The sequence below is a fragment of the Micromonospora sp. M71_S20 genome, from assembly GCF_003664255.1.
Taxonomy (GTDB): domain Bacteria; phylum Actinomycetota; class Actinomycetes; order Mycobacteriales; family Micromonosporaceae; genus Micromonospora.
The window spans coordinates 613277-635963 of record NZ_RCCV01000003.1 but is presented as its reverse complement, the minus strand read 5'-3'; the positions used below and the strand labels follow the sequence as shown (position 1 = coordinate 635963).

Here is a 22687-nt window from a genome sequence, read left to right as displayed (position 1 = left end):
GTGCTGTCCTGCCTCAGGCGTCCGCGCGCAGCGCCACCGGCGCCGGTTCCGCCGGGTCGTCGCCCACCGCCCTGTCGCGGGTGGCCCAGGCGACCACGAACAACGCCGTCCAGGCCACCCCGAGCAGCACCGCCGTGGCGCTGCCGCTGGCGGTGCTCAGCCCCAGGTAGAGGCGGGCGCCGACGATGCCGACCACCCCGGCCGCCGCGGCCGTCCAGGCGGCCACCGCCACCGGCCAGCGCGCCCGCCGGGACAGCAGCCAGGCCAGGGTGCAGAGGCTGGCCGCCACCACGGCGTTCTGCGTCGGGAACAGGGCGGCGTCCCGGCCGTCCGGCCCGCCCGCCGTCGGCCCGGCCAGGTCGACCACCACGGCCAGCACCACCAGCGGCACGAACGCCCCGACCGTGCCGACCACGCTGAGCAGGTCCGCCCGCCAGGGCCGGTGCCGCCAGGCCAGCACCGCCGCGACGACGGCCACCAGCACGATCAGGGTCGAGCCGCGCAGCACCGAGACCACCGCGAGCGTGACGTCGACCGCCCCGGGCGTACGCCGGTCGGCGAACCAGTCGGCGATCGCGCCGTCGAGCACCGCCAGGCCACTGTGCCGGACCACCGCCCCGAGCACCCAGGCGATGGCGAGCCCGGCCAGGAAGAGCAGCAGCAGGCCCGCGACCAGGTTGATCAGCAGCGTCCAGGCCGGCCCGACGTGCATGGCGAGCAGGAAGAACAGCACCCCGTACCGGCCGCTGAGCCAACGCACCGGCCGCAGCCCCGCCGCCCGCGACGCCAGCGCCCGCGCCGGATCCGGGTTGCGGCCCAGCCACCGCCCCGCCAGCACCACCGCCACCAGCGCGGCCACCAGCACCAGCACCGCGCCGGTGGCGCGCCCGAGCAGCCGGGAGACCGTCTCGTACGACTCGCCGGCCAGGTTGCCCACGAGCACCGAGCCGCCCACCCAGGTCACCACCCCGGCCAGGTTCCACGGCGCGAACCGCCGGTACGGCATCCCGGCCGCCCCGGCCAGCCGGGGCACCAGGGTGCGGGCGAAGGCCACCCAGCGGGCGGTGAGCACCCCGCGCCCGCCCAGCCGGCCGAGCATCGCGTCCGCCCGGCTCCACCGCTCGTGACCCACCCGCGCGCCCAGCCGGCCGGCGCGCAGCCGGGGCCCGTGCCGCCGGCCCGCCCGGTACGCCAGTGTGTCGCCGATCACTGCTGCAAGGATCATCACCAGCAGCGCCGGTACGAGCCGCAGCGTCCCCGCGTACGCTAGGAAGCCGACCAGCAACAGGGTCGCCTCGCCCGGCACCAGCAGACCGAAGATCACGGCGGTCTCCCCCGCGACGACAATCGCGGCGATCACATAGATCAGCAGGGGCGGCAGGCCCTGCAGCGAGGTCAGCAGGTCGTGCATCGGGCCCCCATTCCCACGGGGGTCAGCATGCCAGGCGCTGAAACGGTCGGAACATCAGTTTCGGCAGAGATCCGGGTCATTCGCGGGTAGACCCCGACGCGTGCCCCGGCAACCGCAGACAGGAGTATGGAGGGTATGCAGCTTCGCACCGACCTCCGCAACGTCGCCATCATCGCCCACGTCGACCACGGCAAGACGACCCTGGTCGACGCCATGTTGCGGCAGGCCGGCGCCTACGGCGCCCGCGGCGAGGTAACCGAACGGGTCATGGACTCGATGGACCTCGAACGGGAAAAGGGCATCACCATCCTGGCCAAGAACACCGGCGTGCGGTACCTGCCGGCCGACGGCTCCGACCCGGTGACCATCAACATCATCGACACCCCCGGCCACGCCGACTTCGGCGGTGAGGTCGAGCGCGGCCTGACCATGGTCGACGGGGTGGTACTGCTGGTGGACGCCAGCGAGGGCCCCCTGCCGCAGACCCGGTTCGTGCTCCGCAAGGCGCTCAAGGCGCGCATGCCGATCATCCTGGTGATCAACAAGGTCGACCGCCCCGACGCCCGGATCAAGGAGGTCGTGGACGACACCTACGAGCTCTTCCTCGACCTGGACGCCGACGAGGAGCAGATCGACTTCCCGATCGTCTACGCCTGCGCCCGCGACGGCATCGCCTCGCTGACCCAGCCCGCCGACGGCGCGGTTCCCGACGACAGCACCAGCCTGGAGCCGTTGTTCCGCACCCTGCTGGACACCATCCCGCCGCCCGCGTACGACCCGGAGGCGCCACTGCAGGCGCACGTCACCAACCTCGACGCCTCCCCGTTCCTCGGCCGGCTGGCGCTGTGCCGGGTGCGGCAGGGCACCATCAGCAAGGGCCAGACGGTGGCCTGGTGCCGCACCGACGGCAGCACCCAGCGGGTCCGCATCTCCGAGCTGCTGATGACCGAGGGCCTGGAGCGCAAGCCGGCCGACTCGGCCGGCCCGGGCGACATCATCGCCGTCGCCGGCATCCCCGAGATCATGATCGGTGAGACCCTCGCCGACGCGGAGGACCCGCGCCCGCTGCCGCTGATCACCGTCGACGAGCCGGCCATCTCGATGACCATCGGCACCAACACCTCGCCGCTGGTCGGCCGGGTCAAGGGCGCCAAGGTCACCGCCCGGATGGTCAAGGACCGGCTCGACAAGGAGCTGGTCGGCAACGTGTCGCTGCGGGTGCTGCCCACCGAGCGCCCCGACGCGTGGGAGGTGCAGGGCCGCGGCGAGCTGGCGCTGGCCATCCTGGTCGAGCAGATGCGCCGTGAGTCCTTCGAGCTGACCGTCGGCAAGCCGCAGGTCGTCACCAAGGAGATCGACGGCAAGACCTGCGAGCCGGTCGAGCGGCTCACCATCGACGCCCCCGAGGAGTACCTGGGCGCGATCACCCAGCTGCTGGCGACCCGCAAGGGCCGGATGGAGCAGCTGGTCAACCACGGCACCGGCTGGATCCGGATGGAGTGGCTGGTCCCGGCCCGGGGCCTGATCGGCTTCCGCACCGAGTTCCTCACCGACACCCGGGGCACCGGCATCCTGCACCACGTCTTCGAGTCGTACGAGCCGTGGTTCGGCGAGCTGCGCACCCGCAACAACGGCTCCCTGGTCGCCGACCGGGCCGGCGCCGTGACGTCGTTCGCGATGATCAACCTTCAGGAGCGCGGCCAGCTCTTCGTCGAGCCGACCACCGAGGTGTACGAGGGCATGATCGTCGGCGAGAACTCGCGCTCCGACGACATGGACGTCAACATCACCAAGGAGAAGAAGCTCACCAACATGCGCGCGTCGACCTCCGACGAGACCGAGAAGCTGATCCCGCCGCGCAAGCTGTCGCTGGAGCAGGCCCTCGAGTTCTGCCGCGAGGACGAGTGTGTCGAGGTGACCCCGGCCGCCATCCGGATCCGCAAGGTGGTGCTCGACCAGCAGCTCCGCGGGCGGGCCGCCGCCCGTCGCAAGCACGCCGGCTGACGTACGACCGCAGCCGCCCCGGAGCCCGGACCGCCCCGCGCGGTCCGGGCTCCGCCCGTTTCCGGCCCCGCGACAGCGGTCAGGCGGGGCGGGTGGCGAGGAGGGCGAACAGGTCGGGCACCGGACCGGACCCGGCCTCGGCCGTGCGGACCAGGGTCAGGCCGGCATCGGTGACCGCGTTGAGCAGATCGGCCAGCGGCACGTGCCACGCGCCGACGCGCACCCGAACCCCGTGCGGCGCCCACGCCCGGAAGCTGCGCTCCCGCTCGGCGTAGCCCCCGTCGATCACGATCCGCCGCGGGTCGGAGCGGTCGGCGAACGCCCCGATGAAGCACGGGTGCACTCCCACGTGGACGAACCGCCCGCCCGGCGCGAGCACCCGCGCGGCCTCGGCGATCACCGCCGCGTAGTCGGGCACGTCGGTGTGGGCCAGCACGCACGCCACCGCGGGCACCGAGGCGTCGGCCACCGGCAGCGCCGCCGCGTCGGCGCGGGCCACCGGCAGGCGCGGCCGGGCGTGCCGCAACTGCCCGGCGGACAGGTCGACCCCCACCGGGTCCCAGCCCAGCCGGCGCAGCTCCGCCGCCTGGAGCCCGGTGCCGCAGCACAGGTCGAGGCAGCGGCCGGGGCCGCGGCCGAGCAGGTCGCCAAGCCGGGCGCGGACCCGGGTCATGTAGTCGCTGGACGTGTCGGTGGCGAACGCCTCGTACCAGTCGGCGTGCGCGTCGTAGGCGGCAACCGTCATCCCCGCACCGTACGACCGATCGCCCCGGCCCGCCGCCCCGTCGGCGATCCGTTACGGTCAGCCGCATGACCTGGGACGAGCTCGACGCCCATCTGGACGGGGTGCCCGGCACCGTGTCGGCGTACGTGGGGCGGGTCGGCGCCTCCCCCACCTGGACCCGGCACGCCGACGCGACCCACTACGCGGCCAGCACCATGAAGGCGGCGGTGCTCGTCGCGCTGCACCGCGCCGCCGAGGCCGGCACCCTCGACCTGGACGCGCCGGTTCCGGTGCGCAACGAGTTCGACTCCGCGCTGCCCGGCGCGCCCCGGTTCTCCTGCGCGCGGCACTACGACAACGACGAGGCCGTCTGGGAGCGGCTCGGCGGCGGCGCGCCGCTGCGCTGGCTCGCCCACCGGATGATCGTCCGCTCCAGCAACCTCGCCACCAACCTGGTCATCGGCCACGTCGGACTGCCGGCGGTGGCACGGGTGTGGGACCTCGCCGGGGCCCGGCACAGCGTCACCGGCCGGGGCATCGAGGACTTCGCGGCCCGCGAGGCGGGCGTCACCAACCTCGTCACCGCCGCCGACCTGGCCGCGTTGCTCGGCGCGCTGGCCGCCGGCGCGGGCACCCCGGGCCCGCTGGCCTCGCCGGCCGGCTGCGCCGCCATGCTCGACGTGCTGTTCGCCCAGGAACACCGCGAGGACCTGGCCGCCGGACTGCCCGAGGGCACCCGCATCGCGCACAAGAACGGCTGGGTGCGCGGCGTGCGGCACGGCGCCGGGGTGGTCTTCCCCGACGACGCGCCGCCGTACGCCGTCGTCGTCTGCACCACCACCGACCTCGCCGACGGCGGCCCCGGCGGCGAGGAGGACGACGCCTGCCGGCTGATCGCGCGGGTGTCCGCCGCCGCCTGGGACGCCCGCCGCGACCTGCGCCCCTGACGCCTCACTCCAGCAGCTGCCCCCGCAGCGCCGCCAGCACGTCGTCGGTCACCCCGAGCCCGTCGCGCAGGTACGCCCCGAACGACCCGTGCACCCGACGCACCTCCGCGTACGCGGCGTCCAGGTACTCCTCGCGCACCTCCAGCACCGGGCGCACCGCCTCGACGTCCAGCCCTGGCATCCGCCGGCGCATCGCCTCCAGCAGGACCTCCCGCAGGCTCTCGGACAGCCGGTTGTTCGCCAGGTAGTCCGCCCGGATCGCCGCCTCGTCCACGCCGAGCGCGCTGAGCAGCAACACCGTCAACCAGCCCGTGCGGTCCTTCCCCGCCGAGCAGTGGTAGACCAGCGGCAGGTTCTCCGCCCGGGCCGCCAGCCGCACCGCCGCGCCGAAGTTCGCCCGCGCCGACTCGCCGCTGACGAACCAGCGGTAGATCGCCGCCATCGCCGCCGGAGTGCCCTGCTCCGCCAGGGCCTCGTACGCACCCAGGTCGTGCCCGAGCAGCACCGCCGAGACGTACGTGAAGACGGGGTGCTCCGCGTCGTGCACCGGCAGGTGCACCACCCGCGGCTCCCCGGTGAGCCGGTCCGGCGGGGCGACCGCCGTCTCCGAGTGGTCCCGCAGGTCGACCACGCAGGCCGGGCCCAGCTTGGCCAGCACCGGCAGGTCCTCGTCGGTCAGCCGCCCCAGCGCCGGGGTGCGGATCAGCACCCCGGGACGCACCCTCCGGCCGTCGGCGCCGACGAGGCCGCCGAGGTCCCGCGCGTTCGGCGCGCCCACCAGTTCCCAGCCCTGCTCGCTTCGCCCGCTCATGCCGGCGCTCCGCTGCGCTCCGTGCCGCCCTGCGGCAGCACCGCCCCGCACCCGGTGATCCGCTCGCTTCGTCCGCTCATGCCGGCCTCCCCTTCGCCTGCCCGTGCCCGTATAGGGTGCCGCACATGACGATCGCCGCGGTACGCACCCACCGGCTCTCCGCCCCCTTGCACACGCCGTTCGTCACCGCGCTGCGCCGCACCACCACCGTGGAGACCCTGGTGGTGGAGGTGGTCGATGCCGACGGCCGGTCCGGCTTCGGCGAGGCACCGCAGGTGTGGCAGGTGACCGGGGCGTCGGTCGCCGGTTCCGAGGCGTGCGTCCGCGAGCTGCTCGGCCCGGCGCTCACCGGCCGCGACGCCGACGACCTGGTGGCCCGCTGCACCGAGGTGCAACGGGCGGTCGTCGGCAACGAGGCGGCCAAGGCGGCCGTCGACGTCGCGCTGCACGACCTGGCCGCGCGGCGGCTCGGCGTACCGCTGGTGCGCCTGCTCGGGGGCACCGCCCTGCGGGTGCCCACGGACGTCACGCTCGCCGCGGGCGACGCGGTGGACCTGGCGGCGGCGGCCCGGCAGCGGCGGGCGGAGGGCTTCGGCGTGCTCAAGCTGAAGGTGGGCACCGACGCCGCCGGCGACCTGGAGCGGGTCCGCGCGGTGCGGTCCGCCGTCGGCGACGGGGTCCGCATCCGGCTGGATGCCAACCAGGGCTGGACCCCGCGCGAGGCGGTCCGGGTGATCCGTGGCGTCGAGGACGCCGGGCTCGACGTGGAACTGGTCGAGCAGCCGGTCGCCCGCTGGGACCTGGACGGGCTGGCCTGGGTCAGCGACCGGGTGGACGTGCCGATCCTCGCCGACGAGTCGGTCTTCGGCGTCCGCGACCTGGTCGAGGTGATCCGCCGCCGGGCCGCCGACATGGTCAACGTCAAGCTCGCCAAGTGCGGCGGCCTGCATCCGGCCCGGACGCTGCTCGACCTCGCCGCCGCGCACGGCCTCGGCACCGTCGTCGGCTCGATGATGGAGAGCCAGGTGGGCATCGGCGCCGCCGCGAGCCTGGTCGGCGCCTACGGCACCACCGCCGTGGCCGACCTGGACGCCGCCTGGTGGCTGGCCTGGTCGCCGGTGCGCGGCGGCCTGCGGTACGACGGCGCGACCGTCGTGCTGCCGGACGCGCCGGGGCTCGGCATCAGCTCCGTGACTGAAGCAAAGATGCAGACTACTGGTTGATGCTTGTCGAAAACTTTCATATGGTCGCGGGAACGATCGGCGCGAGCTGGGGGTGGACGTGGAGCTGCAACCGGGCCGGGAGGCCGTGGTCCGGGTCGCGGTCGCGACCCTCTGGAGCTGCCCCGAGGCGGTACGCCCCGTCGACGGCCCCGCCCTGGCCGCGCGTACCGACATCGCCGCCTGGATCTCCGGCATGGACACCGACCAGCAGGTCGGCGACTGTGTGCTGAGCCAGCTGCTGCTCGGCGAGCGGGTGCTGGTCACCGAGCTGCGCCCGGACGGCTGGGCCCACGTGGTGGCGGTCGAGCAGCCGGCTCCCCGGCTGCACCCGCGCGGCTACCCCGGCTGGCTGCCCACCGAGCAGCTCGCCCCGGTCGCCGGCACCGCCGACGCCGACCCGCTCGTGGTCGACGCCACCGTCACCGCGCTGCGCGACGCGCCGGACGGCGCCGAGGTGCTTCCCGGGGTGATCCTGGGCACCCGGCTGATCCCGGCCGGGCCGGCGGTCGACGGCTGGCAGCCGGTGCACGCGCCGGGCCACTCCGCGCCGCTCTGGCTGCCCGGCGCCGACGCGGTGCCGATGCCCACGACTCCCCCGTCGGCCGACGAGGTGCTGGCCGTCGCGCAGCGCCTGGTCGACGTCGTCTACATCTGGGGCGGGGTGTCGGCGCACGGCATCGACTGCTCCGGCCTGGTCCACCTGGCCTGGCGGCGGCTCGGCGTGCTGCTGCCGCGCGACGCCAGCGACCAGGCGACGGTGACCACGCCGGTGCCGCTGGGCGCGGAACGCCCCGGCGACCTCTACTTCTTCGCCCGGCCCGGACGCCGGATCCACCACATCGGGATCGTCACCGCCGACCCGCGCCCCGGCGACGACCGGCGGATGCTGCACGCCTGCTACCTGCGGCGCCGGGTGCTGGAGGAGCGGCTGCCCGACGAGCGCACCGCCACCCTGGTCGGCGCGCACCGCGTCTGACCCGCGTATGGCACGAGAGGGGCGCCCCCGGTCGGGGGCGCCCCTCTCGTCGCGTCGCGTACGCCTCAGTGGCGGGCGTCGATCAGCACCCGCCGCCGGTCGCGGGAGGACTTGACCAGGCTGGCCACGGTGGCCACCGCGAGGGTGCCGAGGATGATCGTCAGTGAGAGCCAGATCGGGATGTGCGGGGCCCAGGAGACGTGCTCGCCGCCGTTGATGAACGGCAGCTTGTTGTCCGCGAGGGCCTCCAGCACCAGCTTGACGCCGATGAAGCCGAGCACCACGGCCAGGCCGTAGCTGAGGTAGATCAGGCGGTTGAGCAGGCCACCGAGCAGGAAGTAGAGCTGCCGCAGGCCCATCAGCGCGAAGACGTTGGCGGTGAAGACCAGGTACGGCTCCTGGGTGATGCCGAAGATCGCCGGAATCGAGTCGAGCGCGAAGATCAGGTCGGTGGTGCCGATGGCGATCATGACGATCAGCATCGGGGTGAAGATCCGCTTGCCCTTCATCGTGTGGGTGGTCAGCTTGGCGCCGTCGTAGTCCCGGGAGATCGGCAGCGCCTTGCGGCTCCACCGGATCAGCAGGTTCTCGGAGAACTCGTCCTCGTCGGGCTCGCCCTGCCGGGCGAGGTTGATCGCCGTGTAGATCAGGAACGCGCCGAAGATGTAGAACACGAAGGAGAACTGGGAGATCAGCGCCGCGCCGGCCGCGATGAAACCGCCCCGCATGACCAGCGCCAGCACGATGCCGATGAGCAGCACCTTCTGCTGGTACTGCCGGGGCACGCCGAAGCGGGCCATGATGATCACGAAGACGAACAGGTTGTCGACCGAGAGGCTGTATTCCGTCAGCCAGCCGGTGTAGAACTGCCCGGCCGCGCTGGCCCCGGAGGTCAACCAGAGGCCGGCGCCGAAGATCAGGGCCAGGGCGACGTAGAAGCCGACCCAGAGGCTCGACTCACGCACGCTGGGCTCGTGCGGTCGCCGACCGACGATCAGCAGATCCACGAGCAGGATCCCGGTCAGGGCGACGAGCGTCCCCGCCCAGACCAGTCCGGACACGTCCAAGGTTCATTCCTCCGGCAGACACGCAACGACGGGCACACCGTACGCCCTCGGTGGACGCGGTGTGCCGGCGGCGCTGACTCTGGTGACTGTCGGAGGTCTCTTCCGGCACCGTCCCCGAGGGGGCGGCGACCGACGGGCCGGGTCGCGCATCCAGGATCGGCGCTCGACCGTGCTGACGACTCCGTCGCGGGGGAATACTCCCCTCCTCGCCCGTCATTCTTGCCCACCGCCGCCAGTGGCCGCATCCCGGGTCGTGAGTGTCCTTTCACACCCCGACGCATCGATGCCGGCCGGCGGGTCACATCGAGACAGGCCACACCGCCCGTACGGCATCCTAGGAGGCTAGGTGCTCCTGGTCGGCGGCGACCAGCGGGTCGGCCAGCGGCCAGCCGGCCGCGAGCAGAGCGTCGCAGGCGGCCACCGCGAGAGCCAGTCGCCGCCGGTGCGGGCCGGTCAGCTCGACCACCGGCACCCCGCAGCCGGCCAGTTCCGCCCGGAACCGCCCCGTCATCCACGCCCGCAGGTGCTCGCCGTCGCGCAGCCCGTCGTCGTCGAAGGGCACCCCGACGTGGTCGGTCAGCAGGTACAGCGCGGGACGCCGGGCCGCCGCGCGCACCCGCGCCGACGTCGACCCCAGGTACCGCCCCTCCCAGACGGCGGTGGCCCGCGCGTCCGTGTCGCAGAACAGCAGCGGGCCGCACGACCTCGCCGCGGCGTCCTCCGCCGCCTGCTGCTCCCGGACCACCTCGGCGAAGTCGTCGCGGTCCCAGGCCACGTCGAAGACCGTGGCCGCCGGGTCCCGCCCGCGCAACCGGGCCAGCTTCCGCGCGGTCAGCTCCCGGCCGTACTCCGGGGCCCAGCGGGTGCCGTAGTGCGCGGCGAGGGCGGCGGCCATCGTGGTGGTGCCGGTCGACTCCGCGCCGAGGACCACCACCCGCCGGACGAACCACGCCCGCACCGGCGCGCTGAGCCGGTCCCAGTGGCCCGCCGGGTCCGCGCGCACCGCCGTCCCCGACACGGGCACGCCGCGCCGCCCCGGGTCCACGCAGACCGACACCGCGTCGAACCGCCGGGCCAGTTCCTCGCCGTACGTCTCGGAGGAGAAGACGGCGTCCACCGGCGCCCCGCCCAGCGCCTCCCGGAAGACCGCGCAGTGCAGGTCCCAGACCGCCGGGTCGGCGTAGTCCACCGGGTGGTCGTCGTAGCGGCCGACGAAGCGGACCCACGGGGTGGCCGCGTGCACCTCGCGCAGCCAGTCGAGCCGCAGCGCGAGCGGTATCGACTCCCGGCGGGACGGTGCCACCACCACGGTGACGGCCGCGCAGCGGGCGGCGGCGGCCTCGATCAGCGCGTGGTGGCCCGCGTGCGGCGGATAGAACTTGCCCACCACCATCGCGTGCCGGAACTCCGGCGCGGCCGGCCCGCCGCCGAGGCCCGCCGCCCCGGTCACGCCGCCGCCGGCGCCGGGCCCGGGGGCACCGGGGTCGGGGCGGCGCCGCGCCGCAGGTCCGCCCGCCACTCGCGCAGCCCGAGCACGCAGAGCCCGAGGAAGATCACGTAGAGGGCCGCGGTGAGGTACAGGCCCTTGTAGGCGTACAGCGGGATGTAGACCAGGTCGGCGGCGATCCACAGCCACCAGCTCTCCACCCGCTTGCGGGTCTGCCCGTACGTCGCCAGCAGCGACAGCGCGGTGGTCAGCGCGTCCGGCAGCGGCACGGTGGAGTCGGTGGCCCGGTCCAGCAGCGCCCAGAGCCCACCGGTCAGCACCACGCCCGTCGCCGCCAGCGCCCACCACTCCCGGCGACCCGTCCGGCCGACCGTGAGCCGGGTGCGCCGCTCGCCGCCGCACAGCCACGCCCACCAGCCGTACAGGCCCAGGCCGACGTAGACGATCTGGAGGCCGGCGTCGGCGTAGAGGCCGGCCGTCCAGAACAGCAGCATCAGCAGCAGCACGTTGGCGATGCCGACCGGCCAGTTGGCGATCCGCTGCCGGGCCACCAGCCAGACGTTGAGCACCCCGGTGGCGAAGCCCAGCAGCTCCGCCCAGGTGGTGCCGGTGCCCGCCACGGTGAACGCCGTGCCGGTCAGCCAGTCGATCATTCGCCTCCCCCTTTTCCGCGCGCCCACCCTAGATCCGCCCGGCCTGCGGGAACAGGCCCCCGCGGCGTCCGGCCCGCACGGCGGCGTGAAAGGCTTCCGGGCATGGTGCTTGAGGTCGCGCTCATCGACGTACTGCCGGGACACGAGGACGAGTTCGCCGCCGCGTACGCCAAGGGGCATCCGGTGCTCGCCGGCACGCCCGGCTGCCGCTCCGTGCGGATGACCCGGGGCGTCGAGTCCCCGAGCCGGTTCGTGCTGCTGGTCGAGTGGGACTCGGTCGAGGCGCACACCGACAACTTCCGCGCCACCGAGCGCTTCGCGCAGTGGCGGGCGCTGATCGGCCCGCACTTCGCCAACCCGCCGCTGGTCGAGCACTTCGTGGACGTGCCGGCCTGAGCTGTCGTACCCCTGCCCTAGGGTGCGCCGTGCACGCGACGGCCGCCGGTCCCGACGGGCTCGGGGGCGCCGGGCCCGGTTGCCGCGCGGAAATATCCGCTGGCCCCCGGTCGCCGACGCCGGTTGACTGGCCACCATGACGCAGCGGGTGGCCCTCGTGACGGGCGTGAGTCGTCGGATCGGCATCGGCGCGGCAGTCGCCCGCACACTCGCCGCGGACGGCTGGCGGCTGCTGCTCACCGGCCTGCCGGAGTTCGACGACGCCCAGCCCTACGGTGGCGATCCCGAGGGCGTGCCGGCCCTGCTGGGCGAGCTGGGCGACGCCGGACACGTCCGAGCCGACCTGCTCGACCCGGCCGCGCCCGCCGGCCTGGTCGCCGAGGCGCTACGCCGGCACGGCCGGCTCGACGCGGTGGTCGCCGTGCACGCCTACTGCACCGACACGCCGTTCGGCACGCTGGATCCGGCCGAGATCGACCGGCACCTGCTGGTCAACGTGCGGGCCACGCTGCTGCTCGCCGAAGCGTTCGCCGAGGCGTTCACCGCCGGATCGGGTGGCCGGCTGGTGCTCTTCTCCACCGGCCAGCGCCTCGGCCCGATGCCGCAGACCCTCGCCTACGCGGTCAGCAAGGCGGCGGTGGAGAACGCGACCTTCCAGCTCTCCCCGCTGCTGATGCCGCGGGGCATCACCGTCAACTGCGTCCACCCGGGCCCGACGGACACCGGATACGCCTCGCCAGAGGCGTACGCCGAGGTCGCGAAGCTCTTTCCGAGCGGACGCTGGGGCACGCCGCAGGACGCCGCCCGGCTGGTGCGGTTCCTCTGCTCGTCCGACGCCGACTGGATCACCGGCCAGGTGATCGACTCGGAGGGCGGGTTCCGCCGCCACCTGTGAGCCGGGCTCAGTCGGCGGCGAGCCGGCTCAGCGCCGCGACCGTCTCCTCCGGGCCGAGGGCCGCGTCCAGCAGCCAGCCGGTGAGCTGCTCGTAGCGGTCGACGTCAGCGAGCGTCACCAGCCGCACGTCGGTGGTGAGCGCCTCCAGCATCACCGTGCGCGGGTCGGCCGGGTCGGGGAACGAGTAGCAGGAGTACGGCGTGAGCGGCTGCGCCCCGCCCCGCGCCGCGACGCCCCGGGGCAGCAGCCGGATCGTCACGTGCGGCAGGGCCGCCAGCTCGACCAGGTGACGCAACTGCTCCCGCCACACCTGCGGCGGGGTGTCGCCGGCCTCGCAGACCGCCTCGGCGAGCAGCGCCGTGTAACGGGGCGGGTCCGTCCGCCGCAACACCTCGTGCCGCAGCCCCCGGGCGCGCACGTCGGCCTCCACGTCGAGGGCCGGGTCGAGCAGCCGGCCGGCGGCGATCCGCAGCCGGGCGTACGCCGGGGTCTGGAGCAGCCCCGGCACGACGGCGGGCTGCCAGTCCACGATGCTCGCCGCCCCGGCCTCCAACTCGGCGTAGGTGCGCTGCCGCTCGCCCATCTCTCCCAGCGCCTTCCACCAGCCCCGGCTGGTGGCGGCGTCGCGGGCGATGACGATGAGCGCGTCGCGCTGCGGCGGCGGCACCTCGTAGACGTCGAGCAGGTCGAGCACGTCGGCCAGGTCCGGCCGGCTCTGGCCCAGCTCGATGCGGGACAGCTTCGAGGTGGAGGCCCAACCCAGCCGGTCACAGACCTGCTCCAGGGTCAGCGCCTCCCGTCGTCGCAGCTGACGCAGCTCGGCGCCCAGCCGGGCGCGACGAATGACCGGACTCGTTGGCAACGGCATCCCCAGCCTCCCCATCGAGGGAGAGTACGCAGGACGATCACTGAGCGCAATAGGTTGCTCGCGTACTGCAATCAGTCGCCCGGTCGCCGCCCGGAGCGGCCAGCCACCGCCGCCCAGGTGGGCGCGGGACCGGGCCGCTCACTTCACGCCGGCCGCGTCCATGCCCCGCAGCTCCTTCTTGAGGTCGGCCACCTCGTCGCGGATCCGGGCCGCCAGCTCGAACTGGAGCTCCCGGGCCGCGGCCAGCATCTGGTCGTTGAGCTCCTGGATGAGCTGGGCCAGCTCGGCCCGGGCCATCCCCTCCCGCGCGGGCCCGGCGCCGCCGGTCCGGCTGCGGCTGCGGGTCTCCTTGACCGGCGCCTTGCCCCGGGAGAGCTGCCGTACGGCCCCGCCGACGCGGCTGTTCTCGGTGTCCTCCGCCTCGCGGTAGATGTCGTCGAGGATGTCGTGGATCTTCTTGCGCAGCGGCTCGGGACTGATGCCGTGCGCCTCGTTGTGCGCGATCTGCTTGTCCCGCCGCCGGTTGGTCTCCCCGATCGCCTCGGCCATCGACGGAGTGATCTTGTCGGCGTACATGTGCACCTGACCGGAGACGTTCCGCGCCGCCCGGCCGATGGTCTGGATCAACGACCGGCCGCTGCGCAGGAAGCCCTCCTTGTCGGCGTCGAGGATGGCGACCAGCGACACCTCCGGCAGGTCGAGACCCTCCCGGAGCAGGTTGATGCCGACCAGCACGTCGTAGTCGCCCTTGCGCAGCTCCCGCAGCAGCTCCACGCGGCGCAGCGTGTCGACCTCGGAGTGCAGGTAGCGCACCCGGATGCCGTTCTCCAGGAGGTAGTCCGACAGGTCCTCGGCCATCTTCTTGGTCAGCGTGGTGACCAGCACCCGCTCGTCGCGCTCGGTACGCAGCTTGATCTCGTGCATGAGGTCGTCGATCTGACCCTTGGTGGGCTTGACGACGACCTCCGGGTCGATCAGACCGGTGGGCCGGATCACCTGCTCGACGAACTCGCCCTGGGCCTGCTCCAGCTCCCACGGGCCGGGCGTCGCGGAGAGGAAGACCATCTGGCCCACCCGCTCCAGGAACTCGTCGAAGCGCAGCGGCCGGTTGTCGGCGGCGCTGGGCAGCCGGAAGCCGTGGTCGATCAGCATCCGCTTGCGGGACGCGTCGCCCTCGTACATCCCGCCGATCTGCGGGATGGTCACGTGCGACTCGTCGACGACCGTGAGGAAGTCGTCGGGGAAGTAGTCGAGCAGGCAGTGCGGCGGACTGCCCGGCAGCCGGCCGTCCATGTGCATCGAGTAGTTCTCGATGCCGGAGCAGAACCCGACCTGGCGCATCATCTCGATGTCGTAGGTGGTGCGCATCCGCAGCCGCTGCGCCTCCAGCAGCTTGCCCTGCCGCTCCAGCTCGGCCAGCCGCTCGGCCAGCTCGGCCTCGATGTCGCGGATCGCCCGCTCCATCCGCTCCGGCCCGGCCGCGTAGTGGGTGGCCGGGAAGATGACCAGCCCGTCGACCTCCTTGACCACGTCGCCGGTGAGGGGGTTGAGGTAGTAGAGCTTCTCCACCTCGTCGCCGAAGAGCTCGATCCGGACGGCCAGCTCCTCGTAGGCCGGGATGATCTCCAGCGTGTCGCCGCGGACCCGGAAGGTGCCCCGGTTGAAGGCCATGTCGTTGCGCGAGTACTGGATGTCGACCAGCCGGCGCAGCAGCTGGTCACGGTCCAGCTCCTGCCCGACCGCAACCCGCACCGCGCGGTCGAGGTATTCCTCCGGGGTGCCCAGGCCGTAGATCGCCGAGACGGTGGCCACCACGATCACGTCGCGGCGGGTGAGCAGCGACATGGTCGCCGAGTGCCGCAGCCGCTCGACCTCCTCGTTGATCGAGGAGTCCTTCTCGATGTAGGTGTCGGTCTGCGGGATGTAGGCCTCGGGCTGGTAGTAGTCGTAGTAGGAGACGAAGTATTCGACCGCGTTGTGCGGCAGCAGCTCGCTGAACTCCTTGGCCAGCTGCGCGCAGAGCGTCTTGTTGGGCGCCAGCACCAGCGTCGGCCGTTGCACCCGCTCGATCAGCCACGCGGTGGTGGCGCTCTTGCCGGTGCCGGTCGCACCGAGCAGCACGGTGTTGCGGTCGCCGCGCCGGACCCGACGCTCCAGCTCGTCGATCGCCGCCGGCTGGTCGCCGGCCGGCTGGAACTCGCTGATGACCTGGAAACGGCCGTCGAGCCGGGGAATGTCGAGCGCCATGACCCCAACGGTACGCCGGGGGTCCGACACCGCGTCGCGACTACGCCCGGTCCGTGATCGGCTTCGATATTCGCATTGTGTGGCGCATCTCACCGGACTACGCTCTCCGTGTAGGCCGCTCGCGGCGGCCGACCGGGCAGGTGGCCAGGCCGTCACGGCCGGCCCGCCCCCGGCACAGGGGTCGCAGCACCCGGCACTCCCGGCGTGCGCACCCGACGTGGTCGCGCGTGAGGCGCTGACCGGCCGCCGCGAGCGCCCCTGCTCGTCACCCCACGGGGGTGAATCCCGTTCAACCTCCCGTGGAGACCTCCGCCGCCCGTTCCGGCCCGCCGCACCCCCCGCAGGGCCCCCCGGCGCACGACGACGCGCACACCGGGGGCATCCCGCGGGTGGTGGGCGGCCGTCGGCGCACCGTCCTGCTGGTGCTCGCGGCCGTGGCCCTGCTCTCGGCCGCCGCGCTGGTCGTCGGGCTGGCGAGCTGGGCGCCCGAGCGGCCGGAGCAGCCGAGGGCGCTGACGGGCGACGAGCGCGAGCGACTGGCCGCGATGCGGGTCACCAACTACCGGGACCTGCGGGCCGGGGTACGCGTGACGGCGGGCACCGGCGCGGCGCGTACCGAACTGGTCGGCTGGGTCGACTGGTCCCGGTCGCTGGTCTACCTCGACGTCGGCGGGCCCGGCGCGGGCGCCGAGCGCGGGCTGCTCCAGGCCACCCCGACGGTGGTCCTGCTGCGCCCCGACCCGGCGGCGGTACCGACCCCCGCGCCGCCCCCGCTGGTGCCGCCGACGGACCGCTGGCGCCTGCACGACCCGCCCGCCGGGCAGGGGCTGGCCGCCGTGCTCGACCTGCTCTTCCGCCTCGCCTCGGACCGCCCGGAGCCGCCGACCGACGCCGCGCGCCGGGTCGGTGGCGCCACGGTCGGGGCGGCGCCCGTCGACATCCTCCAGGCACCGCCGCCCGGTCCCGACGCCGCGACCCCCGCGCCGGGCGGGCTCCCCCGCTACTGGCTCGACCACGACGCGCGGCTGCACCGGCTGGAGACCGGGCTGGCCGGCGTCGGACCGGTGACCGTGCAACTGAACCGGACCGACCGGCCCACGCTGCGCCCGGTCGACGCCCTCGGCGGTCGCCCCGGGCAGCCCCGCGCCCTGACCAGCACCGAGCGGAGCCGGCTGGACCGGTTGCCCGCCCGGCTGCGCGCCCGCGGCGGCGCCGCCGTGACCCTGACCGCGCCCGTCGCCGCCGCCACGAACCTGCGCGGATCCGGCTGGGTGAGCTGGAGCGGGCGGGCCGCGTACGTCGCCGTCGCCGACCTCGGCGTGCCGGAGCGCCGGACGCTGCTGCGCGTCGACGGCGCCGGCGTGCGCCGGGCGGAGGTGCCGGCCGCGGCGGTCCCGGGCACCGTCGAGTCGCCCGGCCGTCCGCCGCTGCCGCCGCCCGCCCGGGGCTGGCGCGCCGACCCACGGCGCGCGGGCGACCTGGGCCTGCTGCTCGACGCGGCGCTGCGGGCCGCCGGATCGTCCGGCGGGCGGGACGCCGCCCTGCGGGTGCGTGGCGACACCCTCGCCGGCAAGAGCGTCGACGTGGTCGAGCTGCGCACGTCCCGGGGGCTGCTGCGCTACTGGATCGACCGGTCCGGCGCGCTGCGCCGCCTGGAGCTGCGCACCCGCACCGGCGCCTGGGCCCAGCTCGACCTGACACCCAGCACGGTGCCCCGGCTCGTCGCGCCGCCCCGCCCCCCGGCCGGGGGGCGCTGACCGGTCAGGGACGCCAGCCGGTCTGCGCCGCCCACTGCTCGGCGCGCAGGTGCTCCTCGTCGAACCACGGGTCCTTCGCGGTGGTCCAGGTGGCGCTGTCCGGGGCGGAGGCCGCCAGTTCCCGCTTCAGCACCAGGTAGGCCGCCCGCTGGTCCGGGTCGGCACGCAGGTGGTCGCGCATCAGCAGCGCGTAGCGCCAGCCGGGTGAGTCGACCGGGCGGACGTGCAAATGCACGGGGCGGCCCGGGTCGGCGCTGCCGTGCAGCCGCTTCTCCCAGCGGCCGCTGCCGGGCGGGCGGGGGTTGTCCCACCACTCGCCGGGCAGGCGCGGGAAGCCGGCCGCCACGAGCCGTTCGGCCAGCGGCCCGTCCGCGTCGGCGAGGGTCGGGACGGTGAGCTGGATGTCGATCACGTCCTTGGCGGCGAGCCCCGGGACCGCGGTCGAGCCGATGTGGTCGACGCGCAGGTCCGCGGGGGCGACCGCGTGCCGGATCCGGGCGGCCAGCCGCGCGTACTGCTGCGGCCAGGTCGGGTCGGCCTCCGCCAGGGCGGCCCGGTCCGACCGGGCCGGCCGCCGCTCGCGCAGGTTCGCCTCGTAGGGCCGCAGCCGCTCGCGCCACAGCGCGTCGACGGCCGCGTGCAGGTCGTCGAGGCTGCCGTCGTTGGTCAGCAGCACGTCCGCCGCGGCCCGGCGTCGGGCGTCGTCGGCCTGCGCGGCGATCCGCCGCTCGGCCTCCGCCCGGTCCATCCCCCGGTCGCGGGCCAGCCGCGCCAACCGGGTGGCCACCTCCGTCTGCACCACGACCACCAGGTGGTACGTGGGCGCGAGCCCCACCTCCACCAGCAGCGGCACGTCGTTGACCACGATCGCGTCGGGTGCCGCCGCGGCGGCCAGCTCGGCGGAGCGGGCCCGTACGCGGGGATGGGTGATCGCCTCCAGCCGACGGCGCGCCGTCTCGTCGGCGAACACCAGCGCGCCCAGCGCCGCCCGGTCGAGGGCACCGTCGGCGTCGAGGACCCGCTCGGAGAAGGCCGCGACGATCTCGGCCAGCCCTTCCGTGCCCGGCGCGACCACCTCCCGGGCGATCCGGTCGGAGTCGATCACCACGGCGCCGCACTCGGCCAGTCGCCTCGCCACGGCGCTCTTGCCGGACCCGATTCCCCCGGTCAGTCCCACCTTCAGCACGGCACCAGTCAACCGGATCACCGCCGCGCCGCCGGCACCGGGGGCACCCCCGGACCGCGTTCCCTGCGGGACGTTCCACGGCCGTATTCCAGTACTAGGATAGGGCCGTGGAGCTGACCACCGCCGAGCTGACCATGCTGGGCCTGATCATCGAACGACCCCGGCACGGCTACGACCTGGAGCAGGTGATCGCGCGACGCGGCATCCGGCAGTGGTCCGACATCGGGTTCTCCTCGATCTACTACCTGCTCGCCAAGCTGGAGAAGCGTGGCCTGGTCCACGTTCCCGAGGCTCCCGCCGCCCCGAAGTCCCGCCGCGTGTTCCACGCCACCGCCGAGGGCCGGGAGGCCGCGGCGCGCACCGCGCTGGCCCTCATCGAGGAACCGCAGCCGGTCCGGCACCCGCTTCTCGTCGGCATCGCCAACCTGCCCCTGCTCTCCGACCGGCAGTACGCGCAGGCGCTGCGCACCCGGCTGGCGCGGGTCGAGGCCCGCATCGAGTCGGTCCGGATGGCGCAGCAGGCGCAGGCCCCCCTCCCGCATCCGGCGCGGGAGGTCTTCTCGTACTCACTGAGCCTCCTGGAGGCAGAAAGGCAGTGGCTCGCCACCCGGGCCCAGGTGCCTGATGACTGACAAGACCGACTTCAAGAAGACCCTCGACGCCTATCAGGCCAGGCGCGGCCGGTTCCGGATCCTGGACGTGCCCGCCACGCGGTACCTCATGGTCGACGGCCACGGCGACCCGAACGCCTCACCGGCGTTCACCGGCGCCATCGAGGCCCTCTACCCGGTGGCCTACAAGCTCAAGTTCGCCAGCAGGCGGGACCTCGGCCGGGACTACGTCGTCCCGCCCCTGGAGGGCCTGTGGTGGGCCGAGGACATGGACTCCTTCACCGCGCGACGCGACAAGGCACGGTGGGACTGGACTCTCATGATCATGGTGCCGGACTGGATCGACCCGGACATGTTCACCGCCGCCGTGGGACAGGCCGGGGCCGGGAACCGCCCGGCGCGTCTCGACGACATCCGCCTGGGGACGCTGTCCGAGGGGCGGTGCGTGCAGACGCTGCACGTCGGTTCCTTCGACGACGAGGCCGAGGTGCTGGCGCGACTGCACGGTGAGTTCGTTCCCGGCAACGGGCTGCGGATGGTGGGCAGACACCACGAGATCTACCTCAGCGACTTCCGCAGGGTCGCACCCGAGAGGCAACGCACCATCCTGAGGCAGCCGGTCGCCGCCGCGTCGGGTGCGTAGGCGAGACGACGACACCGGTGGTGGCGGGGCCGGCGCGGAAAGACGGGAGCCCCGCCCCCGGCGATCTCGCGATCGCGGGGACGGGGCCCGTCGTCGTTCAGCGGGTCACTTGCCGCCGGCGAGCTTCTCCCGCAGAGCGGCGAGCGCCTCGTCGGTGGCCAGGGTGCCGGCCGGCTCCTCAGCCTGGCGGCTCGGGGCCGCGCTGGTCGAGGTGGTGGTGCCACCACCGGTGACGGCCGGAGCCGGGTTGGCAGCGGCCTCGGCGTCGGCGGCCCGGGAGGTCTGCACCTGCTTGGTGTGGGCCTCCCAGCGCTGACGCGCCTCGGCGTACTGGTTCTCCCAGGTCTCGCGCTGCTTGTCGTACCCCTCGAGCCACTCGCCCGTCTCCGGGTCGAAGCCCTCCGGGTAGATGTAGTTGCCCTCGGCGTCGTAGGTCGCGGCCATGCCGTAGAGGGTCGGGTCGAAGTGCTCCTCGCCCTCGACGAAGCCCTCGTTGGCCTGCTTGAGCGACAGCGAGATCCGGCGGCGCTCCAGGTCGATGTCGATGACCTTGACCATGACCTCGGAGCCGACCTGGACGACCTGCTCCGGGATCTCCACGTGGCGCTCGGCCAGCTCGGAGATGTGGACCAGGCCCTCGATGCCGTCGTCCACCCGGACGAAGGCGCCGAACGGCACCAGCTTGGTGACCTTACCCGGCACGATCTGCTGGATCGCGTGGGTGCGGGCGAACTGACGCCACGGGTCCTCCTGCGTCGCCTTCAGCGACAGCGAGACCCGCTCACGGTCCAGGTCGACGTCCAGGACCTCGACCTCGACCTCCTGGCCCACCTCGACGACCTCGGACGGGTGGTCGATGTGCTTCCAGGACAGCTCGGAGACGTGCACGAGGCCGTCCACGCCGCCCAGGTCGACGAACGCGCCGAAGTTGACGATCGAGGACACGACGCCCTTGCGGACCTGGCCCTTCTGCAGCTTGTTGAGGAACTCGGTGCGCACCTCGGACTGCGTCTGCTCCAGCCAGGCCCGGCGGGACAGGACCACGTTGTTGCGGTTCTTGTCCAGCTCGATGATCTTGGCTTCGAGCTCGCGCCCGACGTACGGCTGCAGGTCGCGCACCCGACGCATCTCGACCAGGGAGGCGGGCAGGAAGCCCCGCAGCCCGATGTCGAGGATGAGGCCGCCCTTGACCACCTCGATGACCGAGCCGCGGACGACCCCGTCCTCGTCCTTGATCTTCTCGATGGTGCCCCAGGCCCGCTCGTACTGCGCCCGCTTCTTGGAGAGGATCAGACGACCCTCCTTGTCCTCCTTCTGGAGGACCAGGGCCTCGATGTGGTCACCAACCGAAACGACCTCGGCCGGGTCCACGTCGTGCTTGATCGACAACTCCCGAGAGGGGATGACACCCTCGGTCTTGTAGCCGATGTCGAGCAGGACCTCGTCCCGATCGACCTTGACGACGGTGCCTTCGACAATGTCGCCGTCGTTGAAGTACTTGATGGTCTCGTCGATCGCGGCGAGGAAAGCCTCCTCGGAACCGAGATCGTCGTGGGTGACCCGGGTGGCGCTCGAGGGGGCCTCGATGCTGCTCGTCATGTGGGCGGTTGCTCCGGTCGGATGGTGTGTCACAGCAGGCTGGTGTGTCGCGGTGACCTGTTCGCGCCAGCGGATCCGTCGCCGGGCACACCGAAAGATCATCGCGTGAGATCATGGATGTGGCTCCGCCAGTGGTCCCGGAGACCGCGCACCTGCTCCCTGCCGAGGCACACGATCCGCGAGCGCATCATCTAGCCTACCCGCTGCATTACCACAGCGTGCAAGGCCTCCCGTCCTCTCGCCGCGTCGTCAGCTGCGAAAGCGGAGATATCGGCAGGAAGGCGTCGCAGGTGTCGCGTCCGTCACAGGAGCATCAGGGTGAACGGTAGCGCCGGGCGCCGCGCCACGCACTGCGGGGGTAGGCCGGCCCGCGGGGCCGCCGGGGCTAGCGTGAGCGCGTGGATGACGACAGCCGGGTGACCCGGCGCCGGGTCGGCAACGCCGAGGCCCGCCGGGCGAACCGCCGCTGGTGGGACGCCGACGCCGACGACTACCAGGCCGAGCACGGCCGCTTCCTCGGTGACCTGGACTTCGTCTGGTGCCCGGAGGGCGTGCGGGAGGCCGACGTACGGCTGCTGGGCGACCTCGGCGGACGGCGGGTGCTGGAACTCGGCTGCGGGGCCGCCGCGGCCGCGCGGTGGCTCGCCACCCAGGGGGCCCGGCCGGTCGCCCTGGACCTGTCCGCCGGCATGCTGCGGCACGCGGCGCTGGCGGCCGGACGCACCGGCGTACGCGTGCCGCTGGTGCAGGCCGACGCGCTGGCGCTGCCCTTCGCCGACGCCGCGTTCGACACGGCGTGCACGGCGTTCGGCGCGGTCCCGTTCGTGGCCGACTCGGCGGCGGTCATGCGCGAGGTGTTCCGGGTGCTGCGCCCCGGGGGCCGGTGGGTGTTCTCGGTGACCCACCCGATGCGGTGGATCTTCCTCGACGATCCCGGCGAGGGCGGGCTGACCGCCGTGCACTCGTACTTCGACCGCTCCCCCTACGTGGAGCAGGACGAGGCCGGCGACGCCACCTACGTCGAGCAGCACCGCACGCTCGGCGACCGGGTCCGCGAGCTCGTGGGCGCCGGGTTCCGCCTGCTCGACCTCGTGGAGCCGGAGTGGCCCGAGGGGCACGAGGGGATCTGGGGGCAGTGGAGCCCGCTGCGCGGCCGCCTCTTCCCCGGCACCGCCATCTTCGTCGCGCAGAAGCCCACCGGCTGACCGCCCCGCGCCCCGAC

Annotated in this window: 20 protein-coding genes; 10 read left to right on the top strand and 10 right to left on the bottom strand. The window is 73.7% G+C overall.

Annotated elements, in window-relative coordinates; translation table 11 throughout:
• Positions 1-13: 13 nt before the first annotated feature.
• Entirely contained in the window at positions 14-1411 is a 1398-nt protein-coding gene (locus tag DER29_RS28125; protein WP_121400653.1) for a DedA family protein, read from the bottom strand.
• 135 nt (positions 1412-1546) lie between these two features.
• Between DER29_RS28125 and typA the strand changes: the two genes are divergently transcribed.
• Entirely contained in the window at positions 1547-3415 is a 1869-nt protein-coding gene (gene typA / locus DER29_RS28120) for a translational GTPase TypA (protein ID WP_121400652.1), read from the top strand.
• Positions 3416-3494: 79 nt separating this feature from the next.
• Here typA and DER29_RS28115 read toward each other — a convergent pair whose 3' ends face one another.
• Complete coding sequence (locus tag DER29_RS28115) at positions 3495-4160, bottom strand: class I SAM-dependent methyltransferase (RefSeq protein WP_121400651.1); 666 nt, start codon at positions 4158-4160, stop codon at positions 3495-3497.
• A 65-nt stretch (positions 4161-4225) separates the two neighbouring features.
• On the opposite strand from DER29_RS28115, the gene DER29_RS28110 reads away from it, so the two are divergent.
• Complete coding sequence (locus DER29_RS28110) at positions 4226-5086, top strand: serine hydrolase (protein WP_121400650.1); 861 nt, start codon at positions 4226-4228, stop codon at positions 5084-5086.
• A gap of 4 nt (positions 5087-5090) precedes the next feature.
• Here the strand turns inward: DER29_RS28110 and DER29_RS28105 are convergent, their stop codons facing one another.
• The gene (locus DER29_RS28105; RefSeq protein ID WP_121400649.1) at positions 5091-5897 is read right to left on the bottom strand and encodes a tyrosine-protein phosphatase; all 807 of its coding nucleotides are present in this window, start codon (positions 5895-5897) and stop codon (positions 5091-5093) included.
• A 125-nt stretch (positions 5898-6022) separates the two neighbouring features.
• Between DER29_RS28105 and DER29_RS28100 the strand changes: the two genes are divergently transcribed.
• Together DER29_RS28100 and DER29_RS28095 are read left to right on the top strand one after the other, a co-directional pair.
• Positions 6023-7120: a mandelate racemase/muconate lactonizing enzyme family protein gene (locus DER29_RS28100; RefSeq protein ID WP_121400648.1), complete on the top strand. Its 1098-nt coding sequence runs from the start codon at positions 6023-6025 to the stop codon at positions 7118-7120.
• Between the two features lie 58 nt (positions 7121-7178).
• Entirely contained in the window at positions 7179-8096 is a 918-nt protein-coding gene (locus DER29_RS28095; protein WP_121400928.1) for an NlpC/P60 family protein, read from the top strand.
• A gap of 65 nt (positions 8097-8161) precedes the next feature.
• On the opposite strand, the gene DER29_RS28090 is transcribed toward DER29_RS28095, so the two are convergent.
• From DER29_RS28090 to pnuC, 3 genes are all read right to left on the bottom strand, one after another.
• Positions 8162-9163, bottom strand: a complete 1002-nt coding sequence (locus DER29_RS28090; RefSeq protein ID WP_121400647.1) for a TerC family protein — start codon at positions 9161-9163, stop codon at positions 8162-8164.
• A gap of 334 nt (positions 9164-9497) precedes the next feature.
• Positions 9498-10613 carry an AAA family ATPase gene (locus DER29_RS28085; protein ID WP_233600186.1) on the bottom strand — a complete coding sequence of 372 codons (1116 nt, stop codon included), beginning with the start codon at positions 10611-10613 and terminating at the stop codon, positions 9498-9500.
• Positions 10610-11263, bottom strand: coding sequence for a nicotinamide riboside transporter PnuC (pnuC, locus tag DER29_RS28080; RefSeq protein ID WP_121400646.1), 654 nt, complete (start codon positions 11261-11263; stop codon positions 10610-10612). The genes DER29_RS28085 and pnuC overlap by 4 nt, the downstream gene beginning before the upstream one ends.
• A gap of 102 nt (positions 11264-11365) precedes the next feature.
• Between pnuC and DER29_RS28075 the strand changes: the two genes are divergently transcribed.
• Complete coding sequence (locus DER29_RS28075; protein ID WP_121400645.1) at positions 11366-11659, top strand: antibiotic biosynthesis monooxygenase; 294 nt, start codon at positions 11366-11368, stop codon at positions 11657-11659.
• Positions 11660-11795: 136 nt separating this feature from the next.
• Positions 11796-12554, top strand: coding sequence for an SDR family oxidoreductase (locus DER29_RS28070; RefSeq protein ID WP_121400644.1), 759 nt, complete (start codon positions 11796-11798; stop codon positions 12552-12554).
• A gap of 7 nt (positions 12555-12561) precedes the next feature.
• Here the strand turns inward: DER29_RS28070 and DER29_RS28065 are convergent, their stop codons facing one another.
• Together DER29_RS28065 and uvrB are read right to left on the bottom strand one after the other, a co-directional pair.
• The gene (locus tag DER29_RS28065) at positions 12562-13422 is read right to left on the bottom strand and encodes a helix-turn-helix transcriptional regulator (RefSeq protein ID WP_121400643.1); all 861 of its coding nucleotides are present in this window, start codon (positions 13420-13422) and stop codon (positions 12562-12564) included.
• A gap of 138 nt (positions 13423-13560) precedes the next feature.
• Positions 13561-15669, bottom strand: coding sequence for an excinuclease ABC subunit UvrB (gene uvrB / locus DER29_RS28060; protein WP_121400642.1), 2109 nt, complete (start codon positions 15667-15669; stop codon positions 13561-13563).
• A gap of 299 nt (positions 15670-15968) precedes the next feature.
• On the opposite strand from uvrB, the gene DER29_RS28055 reads away from it, so the two are divergent.
• Positions 15969-17426 (top strand): hypothetical protein, encoded by a 1458-nt coding sequence (locus DER29_RS28055; RefSeq protein ID WP_233600185.1) that lies wholly within the window; start codon positions 15969-15971, stop codon positions 17424-17426.
• A gap of 4 nt (positions 17427-17430) precedes the next feature.
• On the opposite strand, the gene coaE is transcribed toward DER29_RS28055, so the two are convergent.
• A complete protein-coding gene (gene coaE, locus DER29_RS28050) occupies positions 17431-18612 on the bottom strand; it encodes a dephospho-CoA kinase (RefSeq protein ID WP_121400641.1) in 1182 nt (393 codons plus the stop codon).
• Between the two features lie 107 nt (positions 18613-18719).
• On the opposite strand from coaE, the gene DER29_RS28045 reads away from it, so the two are divergent.
• Entirely contained in the window at positions 18720-19244 is a 525-nt protein-coding gene (locus DER29_RS28045) for a PadR family transcriptional regulator (protein ID WP_121400640.1), read from the top strand.
• The gene (locus tag DER29_RS28040) at positions 19237-19866 is read left to right on the top strand and encodes a GyrI-like domain-containing protein (protein ID WP_121400639.1); all 630 of its coding nucleotides are present in this window, start codon (positions 19237-19239) and stop codon (positions 19864-19866) included. Before DER29_RS28045 ends, DER29_RS28040 begins: the two co-directional genes overlap by 8 nt.
• 105 nt (positions 19867-19971) lie before the next feature.
• Here DER29_RS28040 and rpsA read toward each other — a convergent pair whose 3' ends face one another.
• Positions 19972-21567, bottom strand: a complete 1596-nt coding sequence (rpsA, locus tag DER29_RS28035) for a 30S ribosomal protein S1 (RefSeq protein WP_088999324.1) — start codon at positions 21565-21567, stop codon at positions 19972-19974.
• Between the two features lie 296 nt (positions 21568-21863).
• Here rpsA and DER29_RS28030 point away from each other — a divergent pair, with 296 nt between their 5' ends.
• Positions 21864-22670: a class I SAM-dependent methyltransferase gene (locus DER29_RS28030; RefSeq protein ID WP_121400638.1), complete on the top strand. Its 807-nt coding sequence runs from the start codon at positions 21864-21866 to the stop codon at positions 22668-22670.
• The last annotated feature ends 17 nt before the right edge of the window (positions 22671-22687 follow it).

Bases quoted from the DNA above. Each gene is read 5' to 3' on its own strand.
- DER29_RS28065 (WP_121400643.1), bottom strand. From the start codon at position 13,422: ATGCCGTTGCCAACGAGTCCGGTCATTCGTCGCGCCCGGCTGGGCGCC.
- rpsA (WP_088999324.1), bottom strand. From the start codon at position 21,567: ATGATCTTTCGGTGTGCCCGGCGACGGATCCGCTGGCGCGAACAGGTC.
- DER29_RS28125 (WP_121400653.1), bottom strand. From the start codon at position 1,411: ATGCACGACCTGCTGACCTCGCTGCAGGGCCTGCCGCCCCTGCTGATC.
- uvrB (WP_121400642.1), bottom strand. From the start codon at position 15,669: ATGGCGCTCGACATTCCCCGGCTCGACGGCCGTTTCCAGGTCATCAGC.
- typA (WP_121400652.1), top strand. From the start codon at position 1,547: ATGCAGCTTCGCACCGACCTCCGCAACGTCGCCATCATCGCCCACGTC.
- DER29_RS28105 (WP_121400649.1), bottom strand. From the start codon at position 5,897: ATGAGCGGGCGAAGCGAGCAGGGCTGGGAACTGGTGGGCGCGCCGAAC.
- DER29_RS28100 (WP_121400648.1), top strand. From the start codon at position 6,023: ATGACGATCGCCGCGGTACGCACCCACCGGCTCTCCGCCCCCTTGCAC.
- DER29_RS28040 (WP_121400639.1), top strand. From the start codon at position 19,237: ATGACTGACAAGACCGACTTCAAGAAGACCCTCGACGCCTATCAGGCC.
- DER29_RS28070 (WP_121400644.1), top strand. From the start codon at position 11,796: ATGACGCAGCGGGTGGCCCTCGTGACGGGCGTGAGTCGTCGGATCGGC.
- pnuC (WP_121400646.1), bottom strand. From the start codon at position 11,263: ATGATCGACTGGCTGACCGGCACGGCGTTCACCGTGGCGGGCACCGGC.
- DER29_RS28075 (WP_121400645.1), top strand. From the start codon at position 11,366: ATGGTGCTTGAGGTCGCGCTCATCGACGTACTGCCGGGACACGAGGAC.
- DER29_RS28110 (WP_121400650.1), top strand. From the start codon at position 4,226: ATGACCTGGGACGAGCTCGACGCCCATCTGGACGGGGTGCCCGGCACC.
- DER29_RS28115 (WP_121400651.1), bottom strand. From the start codon at position 4,160: ATGACGGTTGCCGCCTACGACGCGCACGCCGACTGGTACGAGGCGTTC.